We start from the raw sequence: 14,860 nt of genomic DNA on the forward strand, positions 1-14,860 counted from the left end.
GACCAGGAAGACGGGCATGCCTGCCGGGAACCCGCCCCATTGTCTTCATCGGTCAGCGGAGACAGGGGCCGGCGCAGGTCATTTGACTATGAATGTAATCGACAGGATTACCCGCCATTCACTGATCTTGCCATCCTTGACGGTGGCCTTTGTATCCTTGACCCAGGCACCCTCGATATTGCTGACGGTCTCCGAGGCCTTGGCAATGCCGCTGGCCACGGCGTCTTCAAAGCCGGTCGTCGAACTTGAAATCACTTCGATTACCTTGGCGATAGCCATCTTGCTTCTCCTTCAGTTTCCACTTCGCCGAAGCACCGTGCATTCACGCGAAGTAATCGGCTTTACCCAATCCGCGAGGACAATTACAACCCCCTTTGCCAAATTCGAATTCCAAAACCTCTACTAAAAGGTTGCGGCAATGGATTAGGTTCTCTGACATAGCAGAAATGTATTTACACGATTATTTATACTATGGCGATTACTTCGTCGTGAGCTCATTTTTTATCATTTCATTTTTTACTGGAGGTTGCAGTGAATATTACAGATATCATGATGCAGACTGGCGCGCTCGATTCTATTTCGCGAGAGCTCGGAATTGATTCCGCAACCGCGCGCACCGGGGCAGAGGTACTGCTCCCGGCCATCCTCGGCGGCTTCAAGAAGCAGGCGCAGCCGTCGTCGGGCGGCCTTGGGGGGCTGGTCGACGCTCTTGGCGGTTCGAAGGGAGGCAGTCTGCTCGAAACAGTTACAAACAGCGCCCCGACACCGGCAGCCCCGGGCAATGAAATCCTCGGTCAGATTTTCGGCTCGAAGGAAGTCAGCCGGACGGTGGCAGGTCAGGCCTCGCGATCGACCGGTCTCGATCCGGCCCTTCTCAAAAAGATGTTGCCGCTCCTAGCCATGGCAGTAACCGGCTATCTTGCCAATCAGAAGGCGGGTGGCACGACCGCGCAGAGCGGCGGGCTCGGCGGAATGCTGGGCCAGGTTCTGGGCGGTGCGCTAGGGGGCGGCCAGTCCGGAAGGACGCAGGGCGGCGGACTAGGCGCGCTGATCGATCAGGATGGCGACGGCAATCCGCTCGACGATATTCTGGAAATGGCGGGGCGTCTCGGGCGGTGACACGGTCGCCACGGGTACAAAATCGAGTTTTAATCAGAAGCGAAGCGGGGTGTATATCATGATGCGCAAATTGGCGGCCGAGTTTATCGGCACGTTCTGGCTCGTCTTTGGCGGCTGCGGTGCGGCTGTACTGGCAGCAGCTTTCCCGGACCTGGGCATCGGGTTTGCCGGCGTCTCGCTCGCTTTCGGGCTTACCGTCCTGACAATGGCCTACGCGGTGGGCGGCATCTCCGGCGGTCACTTCAATCCTGCGGTTTCGCTGGGGCTCGCGTTGGCCAATCGTTTCAGCTGGAAAGAACTCATACCATACTGGATTGCTCAGGTGGGTGGGGCAATTGTGGCTGGTGCCGCACTCTACGCGATCGCCTCAGGCAAGGCTGACTGGAGTGCAGGCGGTTTTGCGTCGAATGGATTCGGCGACTTGTCTCCCGGCGGCTACTCGATGCAGGCAGCACTGTTGATTGAGATTATTCTGACCGCGGGCTTCCTGATCGTCATTCTCGGCGCGACGGCGAAGGCCGCCCCGTCGGGGTTTGCGCCGATCGCGATCGGCCTGGCGCTCACGCTTATCCACCTGGTCTCGATCCCCGTCACCAACACGTCGGTTAATCCGGCCCGATCCACGGGCGTCGCGATCTTTGCCGAGACCGCGGCCCTGGGACAATTGTGGCTGTTCTGGATCGCCCCCCTTGCGGGCGCAGTAATTGGCGCCCTGGTCTGGCGGATCGTACTTTCGCCTGGCGAAAAGCCTGAAAACATCGGCAACGACTAGCTGGTTATTATCAGCGTGACGCAGCTGATAATCCACATTTGAGAAGGAAAACAGAATGGGTTGGATCATTGCACTGATCGTAGGCGGGGTGGCCGGCTGGCTGGCCAGCCTGGTAATGAACCGAGATGCCTCGATGGGCATCTTCTGGAATATCATTGTCGGTATTGTCGGCTCGCTGATCGGCAATGCCATAGCCGGGCCGCTTCTCGGTATCAGTGGAAGTGTGCAGGAGTTTTCACTGTCCGGGTTGATCATCGCCTTTGTCGGTGCCTCACTCCTCCTCGCTGTCGTCAATTTGGCGCAGCGACGGCGCATTCGCTGAGGTTCGGTGCGTAGGATGAGGCGGCGTAGGATGAGGCGGCGTAGGACGCCTCATCCTTTTCCGGGAAGGGGCAGTGACGCGCACCCATCCAGTGCAGATGGAATGAATTGATGGCAAAGACGGTTCTCGACCAGGTGCAGGCGCTCATAGATCGCTTACAGCCAGATGCCCTATGCGATGACTGCATCACCGAGCGCCTGGGATTGTCGCTCAGGCAACATGCCAATCACAAGACCCGCGAACTCACCGGAACAGCGGGATTCGAAAGGCAGTTTGGAATTTGCATACTTTGCGGCGAGCAAAAAAAGGTCATTCGAAAGAACTTTCGCAGTTCGTCGTCTTAACGACTGTCCTGAGTGCATGTTGTATTGCGAAACTGCGGGAACTCTAGCTGTATTTCAGGTCGGGCCACTAGTCGCTCGCGCGTGTGAGCCAGCGCTGCGGGATGCTATTTCCCAACTAAATTTCGAAAGAAGAACATCTTCTTTTTGGGGCTGCAAAGGATTACGAATGCCAAAGCTTCAGTCTAATGAGATCCCGGAATACGCGGGCGATTTCGCGTACCAATACGAGAATTCCCGCCCTTTCACTGTTTTTGGACTCGCGGCCATAGCCGCCGTCGGAGCTTTATCCTTTGTGTGGGGCGCCTGGTCGGTTCTCGAGCAAGCCGAAGGCGCCGAGCAGATTGCCAGTCCTCCAGATCTCAAGGCGGTAATGGAATTCATTGACGACGGAGGGCGTTCCCTTGCGACGTCGGCAGCGTCAGTGGAGTTAGAAGCCAGCGAAGGCGAGAGCAACCTTGCCGGCAAGGATGCCGATGACAAGCAGCCCGTCGACCAGTCTCTCTAAAATTGCATCCTGCAAGGCGATACTCCTGCGTCGAGATGCACAGGGGTCGCATTGCCGGCTTGAGATTATGTTTCAGGGCAGGGTTACCGGTCATTTAACTATCTGGAAATTCGGACGGTCGCCTCCTGGCACATGTTCGGTAGCTTGACGGTGTAGGAACGCCAGGGCTGCACCTAACAGGGTTCACATCAGCGGACTTATATGGAGAATTTCAACGCCACTTCCTCGCAGGGACCTGACTTCTGGCGCAAGCACCAACGGAATGTTCGCTGGCGCTACTTCGCTGCGCTAACTTTCGGCATTGCCTGGGTCCTCCTCAGCATATGGATGTCCCTCCCATGGCTCAATGACCTTGGAAGTCTCAGTCATCCGCTGGTCGCGCTCGTCGTGTTGACCTTCATCGCCTACGTGCCCGGCTTCATGAACGCGTTTCTTCTCATAAGCCTGGTTCTGAGACCGCAATCCCGACGCGAAACCCCTGAGCATTGGCCCGCAATTACGATCCTGGTCGCTGCCTATCAGGAAGAGGAACTGATCGGCGAAACACTACGCAGCATCTCTGGACTGAAATATCCCGGCGAGCTCGAAATCCTGGTAATGGATGACGGCTCGACGGACGCAACCGCTGACCGAGTTCGAGAGTGCGAGAGCCTCTTCACTGATTTGCCGAGTATGGAACTCAGGCTTGTGCGTGAAGAACAGAACCGCGGGAAAGCGCGCGTGCTCAATCATGGTCTCGAACTGGCCAGTCATGAACTCATCATCACGATCGATGCCGATACCCAGCTCGAGCCGGAGTGCATCGTCAGCCTCGTCGAACATCTCGTCGCCAGTCCGCCGGAAACGGTTGCTATCGCGGGCGCGGTCCTGGTCTCCAATCACGACGAGAGCTGGATTACGCGGGCCCAGCAGTGGGATTATTTTCATGGCATTTCCGCGGTGAAACGGATGCAGGGGATGTATTACGGTACGCTTGTCGCGCAGGGCGCCTTCTCGATCTATCGCAAGCAGGCTCTCACCGATGTGGGCGGGTGGCCGGACACGGTTGGTGAAGACATTGTCCTTACATGGTCGCTCCTGCGTCGCGGTCTTGTGGTTCGTCATGCAGAAGATGCGGTCGCCTGGACCCACGCGCCAGAAACCTTTGGAGAGCTTGCAAAGCAGCGCAAGCGTTGGGCTCGCGGGATGATCGAAGCCTTGGCGATACACAAATCGCTGCTCTCGATGCGTAAGCTGCGCACCATGTTCATCTGGTGGAACCTGCTGTTCGTCAGCATTGACCTGGCGTTCACCTTCGCCTTCCTCCCTGGCCTGGTTCTTGCGCTACTAGGAATCTTCTGGCTGGCCGGGCCCATTACGCTTTTGGTTCTGCCGTTGGCGGCGATGTGGAACCTCGTCATCTACCGCATCCAGTCGCGCATGCTGAAGCGAATGGGCGTGAAGATGAAGAAGAGCTTTCTCGGGTTCGGCCTCTACGCGTTCATCTATCCCATGCTGATGCAACCGGTGTCGGTGTGGGGCTATTTCGCTGAACTCTTCGGAGGCAAGAAACAATGGAACTGAAGCTCGCAATTCGCGGAGCAGTCGCACTTACCGCGCTCGCAGCAACCCCCGCGCTCGTAAGCGCCCAAGAGCTTGAACCGACTCCGGCTGCCGGGGCGGAGGCATTTTACTCCTCGGATAGCGATGATACCGAGATTGTTCGTACTGCGATCGACTTTGATTTGGCGAACCGTGGACAGAACAGTCGCTACGGGGTCAGGCTGGAAAAGGCTTGGTACGATCCTTCCGGCAGCGGAACCCGTGAACGAGAGCGGGTGTTTCTGCGCGCTGCTGATGTCTCGGGAAATTGGACTTGGTCCGCCCTAGTTGGGACCGACGGTGATACGATCATCGGATCGGCATCGGTTTACGATGATGCACGCTGGCGAAAAGAGGCATTTATCGAGCGGGATATCGTCGCGACGCCTCGTGGACTTGACGAGGGAATTTATTCCACGTTCGCAGGTGCTGCACTTGATATTCCGCTCGGCGACCAGAATGTCTTTACCGTGCTTGGAGGTGTTCAGGAATTTACAGGTGAAAACGTTCGGCTCCATGCGAGAGCCAACTACGTTCATGTGGTCGATGCACAACTTGGTCTCAGCGCCCAGCTGCGCACCCGCTATTTCCATTCGAGTGAACCGAACGAGTTCGACTATTATTCCCCCCGCTTCTACGTTCAGGCGCTACCCGTCTTCCAGATACGCCGCTTTGTAAAACGGTGGGAGCTAGTGGGAGCCCTTGGCGTAGGCGCGCAGCGCGATGCTAATTCCGACTGGCGGCGGTCTGACTTTCTGAACCTTCGCGTCCGCAGTCCTCAAGGTGCTGCCAACTGGCAGGTGCACGCTGATCTTACTTACACAAGCCAACCGGGAGAAGGCGCTGTTTCCGGGGGCAACTATAGTTATTTCCAGTCCCGCATCGGCGTTATGCGAAGGTTTTGAAGCCGACTGAGGAATTAGCACAAGCGGGACGGCACCCCGCGTTCCACATCAATTTCGACGTTCAGATGTAGTGGATCCGCCGGAGAAGCACACGGTCCACTTTGGAGCAGTTGAAATCCCGCCACTCACATCCGAAGCGGACCTTCTGATTTTAAGAATGCTCACGGCTCGGTGCGTCCTAAGCCAATCATATAACAGTGCCGTGATTACCGGGTGATTGCTAACTCGCAACAATTCATGGAAAATCCTCTAATAAATTACGGTAAATCATTATGTTACTGATTTTCGGTGCTAAAGTCTGGTATTTCCGGTTCCGGCGCAAATAGGTTTCGGAACGGGACCGGGTTGCGGCGATTGATGGGGTGAACCCCAGTCCGGAGCCTTCCCGTGATCACCACCACAAACCCCGCAACCGGCGAGACTATCGCCACTTACGAAACGCTCGACGAAAACGGGATCGACGCGAAGCTCGAGACGGCGACGCGCGCCTATCGGGAATGGCGCGGCACCTCGCTTGACGCGCGCACGAAGGTGCTCTCCGCGCTCGGCGATCTTTACGAGGCGAACAAGGAAGATCTGGCTCGTCTGGCCGTGACCGAGATGGGCAAGCCGATCACACAGGCGCGCAGCGAGATCGCGAAATGCGCGAGCCTGCTGCATTATTACGCCGAGCACGGGCCGCCCATGCTCGATTCGAAATTCTGGGACCTATCCGATGGCGGGCGCGCGGAGGGCCGGTGGTTGCCGCAAGGTCCGGTACTGGCGGTCATGCCGTGGAACTTCCCCTACTGGCAGGTCATCCGCTTCCTTGCGCCGACGATACTGGCAGGCAATGTCAGCGTGCTGAAACACGCCAGCATCGTGCAGGGCGTGGCGCAGCGGATGGAGGAGCTGGTCCTCGAAGCCGGTGGGCCCGAAGGGCTGTTCCAGAACCTATGCGTATCCTCCGATCCGATCGGCGACATTATCGCGGACCCCCGCATCGTCGCCGCGACGCTGACCGGGAGCGAAGGTGCAGGTAGTGCGGTGGCGCAGCAGGCGGGCAAATACCTGAAGAAGGTCGTTCTCGAACTCGGCGGCAGCGACCCATTTATCGTTATGCCCTCGGCCGATCTCGACCAGGCAGTGAAGGACGCGGTGACAGCACGCATCCAGAACAATGGCCAGTCCTGCATCTGCGGCAAGCGCACCATCGTCCACGCCGAAATCTATGACGATTTTTCCGACAGGTTCATCGCGGCGCTAAAAAATGTGAAGCTGGGCGATCCGATGGAGGATGATACCGGCCTCGGCCCGCTTTCGAGCGATGGCCAGCGCGATACGGTGCTTAGGCAGGTTGCCAAGGCCAAGGAGGAAGGGTGCACGCTGCTGTTCGGCGGCGAGAAGATCGACCGTCCTGGCGCGTGGATGACCGCGGGTCTCCTCACCGATGTCCCGCTCGCCAGCGAGACGGGGACCGACGAAATCTTCGGCCCGGTGGGCCAAATCTACAAAGCCAAGGATATCGACGAGGCGACGGCCATCGCCAACGCCATACCCTTCGGCCTCGGCTCCGCAGTCTGGACCCGCGACGAAGGGGAGAAGGAGCATTTCGCCAATGCCATCGAGGCGGGCATGACCACCTTCAACGGTGTGAACGGATCGAAGATCGAAGCCCCCTTCGGCGGCATCAAGCGTTCCGGACACGGGCGCGAACTGGCCGAATTCGGTCTCCACGAATTCATGAACCTGAAGACGCTGGTCCACCCGGCGTAGGAGTAATTCAAATGAGCAAGCATATTCTCATCGTCGGCGCATCGCGCGGTATCGGCCTCGGCCTCGCCAAGGAATTCAAGGCGCGCGACTGGAACGTGACCGGCACGGAACGATCGAAGAGCGAAGAATTGCACGCAATTGAAGGAATCCAGATCGAAACGCTGGACGTAACCGAACCTTCCACCTTCGACGCTATCGAAAGCGAGTTCGATGCGGTTATCGTGAATGCGGGCATCACTGGCGCGAAGCACCAATCGAGCGAGCAGGCGACTGCGGAGGAAGTCGCCGAGGTCATGATGACCAACGCCTTCGGCCCGGCGCATCTGGGCAAGAAGCTGCTGCCACATATCAGGCAGGGCGGCTCGCTGTCCTTTATGAGTTCGCTGATGGGATCGATCGAGGATTCGTCCGGCGGCTACGATCTCTATCGCACCAGCAAGACGGCGCAGAACATGCTAGCCAAGGGCATTGCCGAGCAGGAGGCGAAGGAGCGCGGAGTGACCGTGCTCTCGCTCCACCCGGGGTGGGTACAGACCGATATGGGCGGCCCGAACGCCAAAATCACTGTCGAGGAAAGCGCGAAGGGCCTTGCCGATGTGGTCGAGAATGCTCGCGGTGGCTATGCATTCGTCGACTACACCGGCAAGACCCTCCCCTTCTAGCGAGGGTTAGCTTTTAGAAGCGCACGCCCAGGCCAAGCGTGACCTGGTCGGTTGTGGCGTCGCCCTGATCGATGTCGGCCAGGTCGTCATATTGCGAACGGCGATATTCGAGACGGCCTTCGAGGGGGCCGGGAAGCTGGACCTGCAGGCCTGCACCGTAGCGGATGCCGTTGGCGTTCTCGTCCAGTTCGTCAAGCGATCCGCTTTCGGTGAACGCCTTGGTGTCGAGAGCGGTGTAGCCAACCTTGCCATAGGCCGCGATGCCGGGCGTCAGAGCAAAACCAGCACGCGCGCCGATGTAATACTGCCCGCCGGTCTCGAGGCCCTCGCGGGCACCGTCGAAGCTGTCGGGGAAGCTGGTCGAACCGTCGCTGGTCGAAAGCTCGCCTTCGACGCCAATGAACGCGCCGCCAAGGCTGAGGTCGTAACCGGCGTTGATGCCGTAGACCGCACTGTCGGCGGTTGCGGTCGCCGAACCGTCGGCGGATTCGACGTCGACGCCTTCATAGCCGCCGAGCGCGCCGACATAGAAGCCGCCGGGAGCCTCGTTCTCCTGCGCCATTGCAGGAGTAGCCGCGAAGCCTGCGCCGATGAAGACGAGAGCGATATATTTCTTCATTTTTTGTCCTTTCCTGTGCGATCCCATGCACGGTGAAAGGCGCTTAGCGCTGCGGCCGATTGCCGCGGGATGAACTGGGGCAAACCTCGTCGACGGGTCGTGCAGGCAAATCGTTCAGACGAGGCAATCACGCAAGGTCTGGACCAGCGCGTCGGTATCGGCGGATATGTTGTAGAGATGCGGTGTCACGCGCAGCGACGAACCTCTGAGCGAAACATGGACCCGCCGTTCCGCCAGACGCTGGGTAAGGCCATCGGGCACGCCGTCCGGAAAGCCGAGCGAGAGGAAATGCGGTGCACGGGTCCCGATGGGCGCAGAGACCAGCCCGAGATCCTGCGCTTCGGTAGCAAATTCTTCGGTCCGGTGACCGAGTTCTGCAGAGATCGCCTCTACGCCGAACTCCATCAGGAAATCGAGCGCCGCGCCTGCTCCCTTCAGCAGCGGCGGGTTCGACTTCTCGCCCATGTCGAAGCGCCTTGCCCCGGGCTGGAAATCGTCGCGGTAGTCGACCAGACGGGCGAAATCTTCCGAGCCCGCGCGGTTGATCCAATTGTGCTCGATCGGCTCGCCATCGTGATGCTTGGGATCGACGTAGAGCATGGCAATCCCGTAAGGACCCATCAGCCATTTATAACACGCCGCCACGGCAAAATCGGGCTGCACCGCCGCAAAATCGATTGGCATCGCGCCCAGAGACTGCGTTAGGTCGAGCACCAGTGCCGCGCCATGTGCACGGGCTTTTTCCCCAACCGCCACAAGATCCACCAGTCGCCCGTCGGCCCAGTGATTATGTGCCACTGCCACAATCGCCGTGTGGGGTCCGATGGCATCGAGCACCGCCTCACTCCAGCAGCTTTGCGACGGACGCTGCACCGCGATCACCTGACCGCCGCAGCGCGCAGCCTTCTCCTGCCAGACGTAAACATTGGAAGGAAACTGGTCGCCGAGTGTCACGATGCTTTGGCCGCGTTCCAGCGGGATATTGGCTGCAGCAACCGCAAGGCCGTAACTGACAGAGGGAACCACCGCAATACGGTCGGCATCCACCTTCACCAGACGCCCCGCCCGCTCGCGAAACGCCTCAACTACGGCGAAGAAATCTGCCGGACGAAAATTCCACGGCTGTTCCTTCAGCCGCGCACCTTCCACCATGGCCCCACTGACCCCATGTGACAGCGGCGCCATATAGGCACAGTTGAGGTAGTGAAGATCCTCAGGAATCGCAAAGCGATGGCGCTGCGACGCGATGCCCGGCAAGCCTGCCCTCCCCTCAGCCGACCACGCCCGCGCTGGCAAGCACGGCCAGCGTGAGGAGATCCGGCGCGATGGCGGTCATCGGGGCGATCTGGACCGGCTTTTCGCTCCCGATCATCATCGGGCCGATCATGGTCTCGCCGCCCAGTTCGCGCAGCAGCTTGGCCGAGAGATTGGCCGATTGCAGGCCGGGCATTATCAGGACATTGGCCGGGCCCGACAAGCGATTGAAGGGATAAAGCTCCATCACCTTGCGGTTCAGTGCGGCATCCGGTGCCATTTCGCCCTCATACTCGAAATCAACGCTGTCGTCGGCATCGAGCAGCGCCACTGCGTCTCGGAGGTTGCCCAGCCACTGACCGGATGGATTGCCGAACGTCGAATAGGACATGAAGGCAACGCGCGGTTCATGACCCATGCGCCGGGCCACGGCAGCGGTTTCCCTGGCGATATGCGCGAGCTCAGACGCGCTCGGACGTTCGTTGATCGTGGTATCGGCCAGGAAGGTGGTCTGGTTCTTGCCAATCATCATGTGAATGCCGAAGGGCGTGGCACCGGGCTTTGGATCGATCACCCGCGCCACTTCGCGCGCAGTCTGCGCATAGGTGCGGGTCAGGCCGGTTATCATACCTTCACCATGACCGAGAGCCACCAGCAGCGCGGCGAAGACGTTGCGTTCCTGGTTGACCATGCGGCTTACGTCGCGCTGGGTATAACCACGGCGTTGCAGGCGCTTGTAGAGATAATCGTTCATTGCCGGCACCTTGTCCGACAGGTTCGAGTTCTCGATGATCCAGTCCTCGGGATCGTCCACGCCAAGTTCACGCAGCTTGTCGAGTACCTTGTCGGTCCGCCCGACGAGAATCGGTTCACCATAGCCGTAGTCACGATACTGGATCGCGGCACGCAGGGCGACTTCCTCTTCCGCTTCGGCAAAGACCATCCGCTTGGGGTTGGCCTTGGCCTGATCGTAGATATTGGTGAGCGCGCCGGTGGTCGGATTGAGCCGCGCTTTCAGCGAATGGCGGTAGGCATCGAAATCCTCGATCGGGGCCTGCGCCACGCCGCTGTCCATCGCCGCCTGCGCCACAGCGGAGGACACCACTTCCATGAGCCTCGGATCGAAGGGCGCAGGGATGATGTATTCCCGGCCGAACTGATGGCTCACGCCATAGGCGGCAGCAACCTCTTCGGGCACGCGTTCGCGGGCGAGTTCGGCAATGGCGCGCGCGGCTGCGATCTTCATTTCTTCATTGATCGCGGTTGCCTGCACATCGAGTGCGCCGCGGAAGATGAAGGGGAAACCGAGCACGTTGTTGACCTGGTTGGGATAGTCGGAACGTCCCGTGGCAATGATCGCGTCGGGACGCACGGCCTTGGCATCTTCGGGCATGATTTCGGGCACGGGATTGGCCATGGCAAAAATGATCGGCTCATCCGCCATGCTCGCCACCCATTCGGGCTTGAGCGCACCGGCTGCAGACAGGCCGAGGAATACGTCCGCGCCAACCAGTGCTTCTTCCAAACTTGTCGCCTCGGTCGCCACGGCATGGGCGCTCTTCCACTGGTCGACATTGTCACGGCCCGGCGTGATTGGGCCGGAACGGTCGCACACGATGACGTTTTCGTGCCGCACACCCATCGCCTTGATCAGCGCGGTACATGCCAGCGCCGAAGCGCCTGCTCCGTTCACCACCATCTTGACCTTGTCGAGATCGCGCCCGGTCAGATGGCAGGCGTTGATCAGCCCGGCTGCGGAAATGATCGCCGTACCGTGCTGGTCGTCATGCATGACCGGGATATTCATTTTCTCGCGCAGTGCCTGCTCGATGATGAAGCATTCAGGCGCGGCAATATCTTCGAGGTTGATGCCGCCAAAGCTGGGTTCCATCAGCGCGACTGCATTGATGAAGGCCTCTGGATCTTCGGTGTCGAGTTCGAGGTCGATCGAATCGACGTCGGCGAAGCGCTTGAACAGCACCGCCTTGCCTTCCATCACCGGCTTGGAAGCCAGCGCGCCGAGATTGCCGAGACCGAGGATGGCGGTGCCGTTTGAAATCACCGCAACGAGGTTGGAACGGGCAGTATAGCGCGCCGCATTCTTCGGATCGGCGGCAATCGCCTCGACCGGGGCCGCGACGCCCGGCGAATAGGCCAACGCGAGATCGCGCTGCGTCGCCATAGGCTTGGATGCGATGATCTCTATCTTACCGGGACGGATTGTCTCGTGATAAAATAGCGCTTCGCGCGTGTTGAAACCGGTCTGCTTTTCTTCGGCCATGCGTGTCCTCTGCTATCTTGTGGAAAGCCCCTAAGGAGATTTTCGAAGAAGTCATAGGGGAAACACTTGCGGCGCCGCTTCCCGAATCGAGGGACGGACCGCTACGGCATGGCGAATGGCCGACAAACCCACCCCGATGATGGAGCAATACCTCGCACTCAAACGCGAGGCGGGCGATGCGCTGCTGTTCTATCGGATGGGCGATTTCTTCGAGCTGTTCTTCGAGGATGCCAAGGTGGCCGCGCAGGTGCTCGACATTGCGCTGACCACGCGGGGCGAGCATGAGGGCGAACCTGTACCCATGTGCGGCGTGCCGGTCCATTCTGCCGAAGGCTATCTCGCCAGGCTGATCAAGGGCGGCTGCCGCGTTGCCATTGCCGAGCAGACCGAAACGCCGGACGAAGCCAGGGAGCGAACCAAACGCGAAGGCAAGCCGGTATCCAAGGCACTGGTTTCGCGCGACATAGTGCGCTTCGTGACGGCTGGGACGCTGACCGAGGAAGCGCTGCTCGAGCCCCGGCGCGCAAACCTGCTGGTGGCGGTTGCTCCCGTGCGCGACGGGGTAGGCATCGCAGCCTGCGACATTTCGACCGGAAGGATGGAGCTGGAAGAATGCGCTCCCGACCGGCTCGATGCGGCACTGGCGCGGCTCGGGGCGAGCGAGATAGTGGGACCCGAGGATTGGGACGATGCATCTTCCGACGTCATTGCCCGACCGCGGCACGATTTCCGCAGCGAGGACGGCGAAGCGAGGCTGAAGGATATGCACGGGATCGCAACGCTCGACGGACTGGGCGATTTCACCCGGCCGATGCTGGCGGCGGCGGCGGGGCTCATTGCCTATCTCGGCCATGCCGGGCGCGGCAAGCTGCCCTTTCTTCTGCCTCCGGTTGCAAGAGGCAGCGGCACGCACCTTGCAATGGATGCGGCGACGCGGACCAGCCTCGAAATTCTCGCCGCGCAGAATGGCGGGCGTGAAGGTAGCCTGATCGCCTGCATCGATCGCTGTGCAACCGGCGCAGGTGCGCGCCAGCTTGCGGAGGACCTGTCAGCCCCCCTCGCCGATCTCGGCTCGATCGAAGAGCGGTTGGCGAGCGTGCATCATTTCCATGTCGACCCACTTCTACGCGCCGATCTTCGGGGCGTCCTGCGACAGGCACCCGATATCGGCCGGGCACTGGGGCGGCTCGTTGCGGGCCGCGGCAGCCCCCGCGACCTCGGCCAGATCCGCGATGGCCTGTCCGAGGCGAGGCGCGTGTGCGAGATGCTGTCTGCCAGCGCGGACCTGCCGCCGCTGCTGAACCGCATAATCCAGGCGCTCGGCGGCCATGCAGCGCTGGTCGATCACCTCGCTCGCGCACTTGTCCCCTCGCCGCCAACCGAGCGCAGCCAGGGCGGTTTCATCGCCGGTGGCTACGACCACGCGCTCGACGCCCTGAGAGAGACATCCGGCAATGCGCGCAAGGCCATCGCCGCGCTCGAAGCGAAATATCGTGACGAAACCGCAACGCCTTCGCTCAAGATCAAGCACAACAAGGTGCTCGGCTACTTCATCGAGGTACCCGCCAGGCATGGCGACAAGCTGATGGCGCAGGACAGCGGGTTCACGCACCGCCAGACCATGGCTGGGGCAGTACGCTTCAATTCGGTCGGTCTGCACGAAGAAGCAACGCGCATCGCACAGGCAGGCGCGCATGCGATCGCTGCCGAGGAAGCGCACTTCGAGGAACTGGTCGGCGAGGTCATTGCCGCGCGCGAAGCGATCGCGGCGACCGCCGCCGCCCTTGCCCGCATCGACGTGTCGGCAGGGCTCGCCGAACGGGCGGTGGAAGGCGATTGGTCGCGCCCACAAATTCTCGACGAACCCTACCTGGAAATCACCGGCGGGCGCCATCCGGTCGTCGAGCAGGCACTGGCCAGGGCACGCGAACGCTTCGTCGCCAACGACTGTGCCCTCGACCCCGACGACCGGCTCTGGCTGATCGGCGGACCAAACATGGGGGGCAAGTCGACATTCCTGCGCCAGAATGCCCTGATCATACTGTTGGCGCAGGCAGGAAGTTTCGTGCCAGCCACTTCGGCCAGGATCGGCCTCGCCGACCGCCTGTTCAGCCGGGTGGGCGCATCGGACAATCTTGCGCGCGGACGCTCGACCTTCATGGTCGAGATGGTCGAAACTGCGGCGATCCTTTCGCAGGCGACCGAGCGCAGCTTCGTGATCCTCGACGAGGTCGGGCGCGGCACGTCCACCTACGACGGCATGGCGCTGGCATGGGCGGTGGTCGAAGCGGTGCACGAGCAATTGAAATGTCGCTGCCTCTTCGCCACGCATTATCACGAATTGTCGAGGCTGGCCGAAACCTGCGACGCGCTCAGCCTCCACCACGTTCGCGCGCGCGAATGGAAGGGCGATCTGGTGCTGTTGCATGAATTGGCCAAGGGCGCAGCCGACCGCAGCTATGGCCTCTCGGTCGCGAAACTGGCAGGTATACCCCCGCCGGTGATCAAGCGCGCGAAAGCAGTGCTCGACAAGCTGGAAAAGAGCCGTGCGGAAACGGGCGGTCTCGCGGCGGGACTTGGCGATCTGCCCCTGTTCGCGGTCACGGCAGAGGAGAAAGGCGATGCCCTCCGCGAGGCGATCATCGCGCTCGATGTGGATTCACTTTCGCCGCGCGAGGCGCTGGACGAACTCTACCGGTTGAAGACCGAAGCCGAGAAAAGCGGATCTTAACTATTCAGGG

14 protein-coding genes are annotated in these 14,860 nt (G+C 60.4%); 10 read left to right on the top strand and 4 right to left on the bottom strand.

The genetic code is table 11. From position 1 onward, the window contains the following. Window positions 1–78: 78 nt before the first annotated feature. A complete protein-coding gene (locus tag AC13CE_RS14535) occupies window positions 79–279 on the bottom strand; it encodes a dodecin family protein (RefSeq protein ID WP_482972839.1) in 201 nt (66 codons plus the stop codon). A 252-nt stretch (window positions 280–531) separates the two neighbouring features. On the opposite strand from AC13CE_RS14535, the gene AC13CE_RS14540 reads away from it, so the two are divergent. From AC13CE_RS14540 to AC13CE_RS14580, 9 genes are all read left to right on the top strand, one after another. After that, entirely contained in the window at window positions 532–1,119 is a 588-nt protein-coding gene (locus AC13CE_RS14540) for a DUF937 domain-containing protein (RefSeq protein WP_482972840.1), read from the top strand. A 58-nt stretch (window positions 1,120–1,177) separates the two neighbouring features. Then, window positions 1,178–1,891 (top strand): aquaporin Z, encoded by a 714-nt coding sequence (aqpZ, locus tag AC13CE_RS14545; protein WP_482972841.1) that lies wholly within the window; start codon window positions 1,178–1,180, stop codon window positions 1,889–1,891. A 55-nt stretch (window positions 1,892–1,946) separates the two neighbouring features. Further along, window positions 1,947–2,213, top strand: a complete 267-nt coding sequence (locus AC13CE_RS14550; RefSeq protein WP_482972842.1) for a GlsB/YeaQ/YmgE family stress response membrane protein — start codon at window positions 1,947–1,949, stop codon at window positions 2,211–2,213. A 110-nt stretch (window positions 2,214–2,323) separates the two neighbouring features. Then, window positions 2,324–2,557 (top strand): hypothetical protein, encoded by a 234-nt coding sequence (locus AC13CE_RS14555; protein ID WP_482972843.1) that lies wholly within the window; start codon window positions 2,324–2,326, stop codon window positions 2,555–2,557. A 166-nt stretch (window positions 2,558–2,723) separates the two neighbouring features. Then, window positions 2,724–3,062, top strand: coding sequence for a hypothetical protein (locus AC13CE_RS14560; RefSeq protein ID WP_482972844.1), 339 nt, complete (start codon window positions 2,724–2,726; stop codon window positions 3,060–3,062). A gap of 327 nt (window positions 3,063–3,389) precedes the next feature. Next, window positions 3,390–4,625: a glycosyltransferase family 2 protein gene (locus AC13CE_RS14565; protein WP_482972845.1), complete on the top strand. Its 1,236-nt coding sequence runs from the start codon at window positions 3,390–3,392 to the stop codon at window positions 4,623–4,625. Next, window positions 4,616–5,548 (top strand): hypothetical protein, encoded by a 933-nt coding sequence (locus AC13CE_RS14570; protein ID WP_482972846.1) that lies wholly within the window; start codon window positions 4,616–4,618, stop codon window positions 5,546–5,548. The genes AC13CE_RS14565 and AC13CE_RS14570 overlap by 10 nt, the downstream gene beginning before the upstream one ends. Before the next feature lie 387 nt (window positions 5,549–5,935). Beyond that, a complete protein-coding gene (locus AC13CE_RS14575) occupies window positions 5,936–7,303 on the top strand; it encodes an NAD-dependent succinate-semialdehyde dehydrogenase (protein WP_482972847.1) in 1,368 nt (455 codons plus the stop codon). Between the two features lie 11 nt (window positions 7,304–7,314). Beyond that, the gene (locus tag AC13CE_RS14580) at window positions 7,315–7,965 is read left to right on the top strand and encodes an SDR family NAD(P)-dependent oxidoreductase (RefSeq protein WP_482972848.1); all 651 of its coding nucleotides are present in this window, start codon (window positions 7,315–7,317) and stop codon (window positions 7,963–7,965) included. A 13-nt stretch (window positions 7,966–7,978) separates the two neighbouring features. Here AC13CE_RS14580 and AC13CE_RS14585 read toward each other — a convergent pair whose 3' ends face one another. The 3 genes from AC13CE_RS14585 to AC13CE_RS14595 form a co-directional block, all read right to left on the bottom strand. Continuing rightward, entirely contained in the window at window positions 7,979–8,584 is a 606-nt protein-coding gene (locus AC13CE_RS14585) for an outer membrane protein (RefSeq protein ID WP_482972849.1), read from the bottom strand. A gap of 114 nt (window positions 8,585–8,698) precedes the next feature. After that, window positions 8,699–9,841, bottom strand: a complete 1,143-nt coding sequence (locus tag AC13CE_RS14590; RefSeq protein ID WP_482972850.1) for an aminotransferase class V-fold PLP-dependent enzyme — start codon at window positions 9,839–9,841, stop codon at window positions 8,699–8,701. 13 nt (window positions 9,842–9,854) lie between these two features. Beyond that, window positions 9,855–12,119, bottom strand: coding sequence for an NADP-dependent malic enzyme (locus AC13CE_RS14595; protein WP_482972851.1), 2,265 nt, complete (start codon window positions 12,117–12,119; stop codon window positions 9,855–9,857). Window positions 12,120–12,234: 115 nt separating this feature from the next. On the opposite strand from AC13CE_RS14595, the gene mutS reads away from it, so the two are divergent. Then, entirely contained in the window at window positions 12,235–14,850 is a 2,616-nt protein-coding gene (gene mutS, locus AC13CE_RS14600; protein WP_482972852.1) for a DNA mismatch repair protein MutS, read from the top strand. Window positions 14,851–14,860: the final 10 nt, after the last annotated feature.

This window comes from Qipengyuania sp. B-5 (assembly GCF_056857815.1).

Excerpts from the sequence above, each read along its gene's own strand:
- AC13CE_RS14535 (WP_482972839.1), bottom strand. The coding sequence starts at position 279 with ATGGCTATCGCCAAGGTAATCGAAGTGATTTCAAGTTCGACGACCGGC.
- aqpZ (WP_482972841.1), top strand. The coding sequence starts at position 1,178 with ATGATGCGCAAATTGGCGGCCGAGTTTATCGGCACGTTCTGGCTCGTC.
- AC13CE_RS14550 (WP_482972842.1), top strand. The coding sequence starts at position 1,947 with ATGGGTTGGATCATTGCACTGATCGTAGGCGGGGTGGCCGGCTGGCTG.
- AC13CE_RS14555 (WP_482972843.1), top strand. The coding sequence starts at position 2,324 with ATGGCAAAGACGGTTCTCGACCAGGTGCAGGCGCTCATAGATCGCTTA.
- AC13CE_RS14560 (WP_482972844.1), top strand. The coding sequence starts at position 2,724 with ATGCCAAAGCTTCAGTCTAATGAGATCCCGGAATACGCGGGCGATTTC.
- AC13CE_RS14565 (WP_482972845.1), top strand. The coding sequence starts at position 3,390 with ATGTCCCTCCCATGGCTCAATGACCTTGGAAGTCTCAGTCATCCGCTG.
- AC13CE_RS14570 (WP_482972846.1), top strand. The coding sequence starts at position 4,616 with ATGGAACTGAAGCTCGCAATTCGCGGAGCAGTCGCACTTACCGCGCTC.
- AC13CE_RS14580 (WP_482972848.1), top strand. The coding sequence starts at position 7,315 with ATGAGCAAGCATATTCTCATCGTCGGCGCATCGCGCGGTATCGGCCTC.
- AC13CE_RS14585 (WP_482972849.1), bottom strand. The coding sequence starts at position 8,584 with ATGAAGAAATATATCGCTCTCGTCTTCATCGGCGCAGGCTTCGCGGCT.
- AC13CE_RS14595 (WP_482972851.1), bottom strand. The coding sequence starts at position 12,119 with ATGGCCGAAGAAAAGCAGACCGGTTTCAACACGCGCGAAGCGCTATTT.
- mutS (WP_482972852.1), top strand. The coding sequence starts at position 12,235 with ATGGCCGACAAACCCACCCCGATGATGGAGCAATACCTCGCACTCAAA.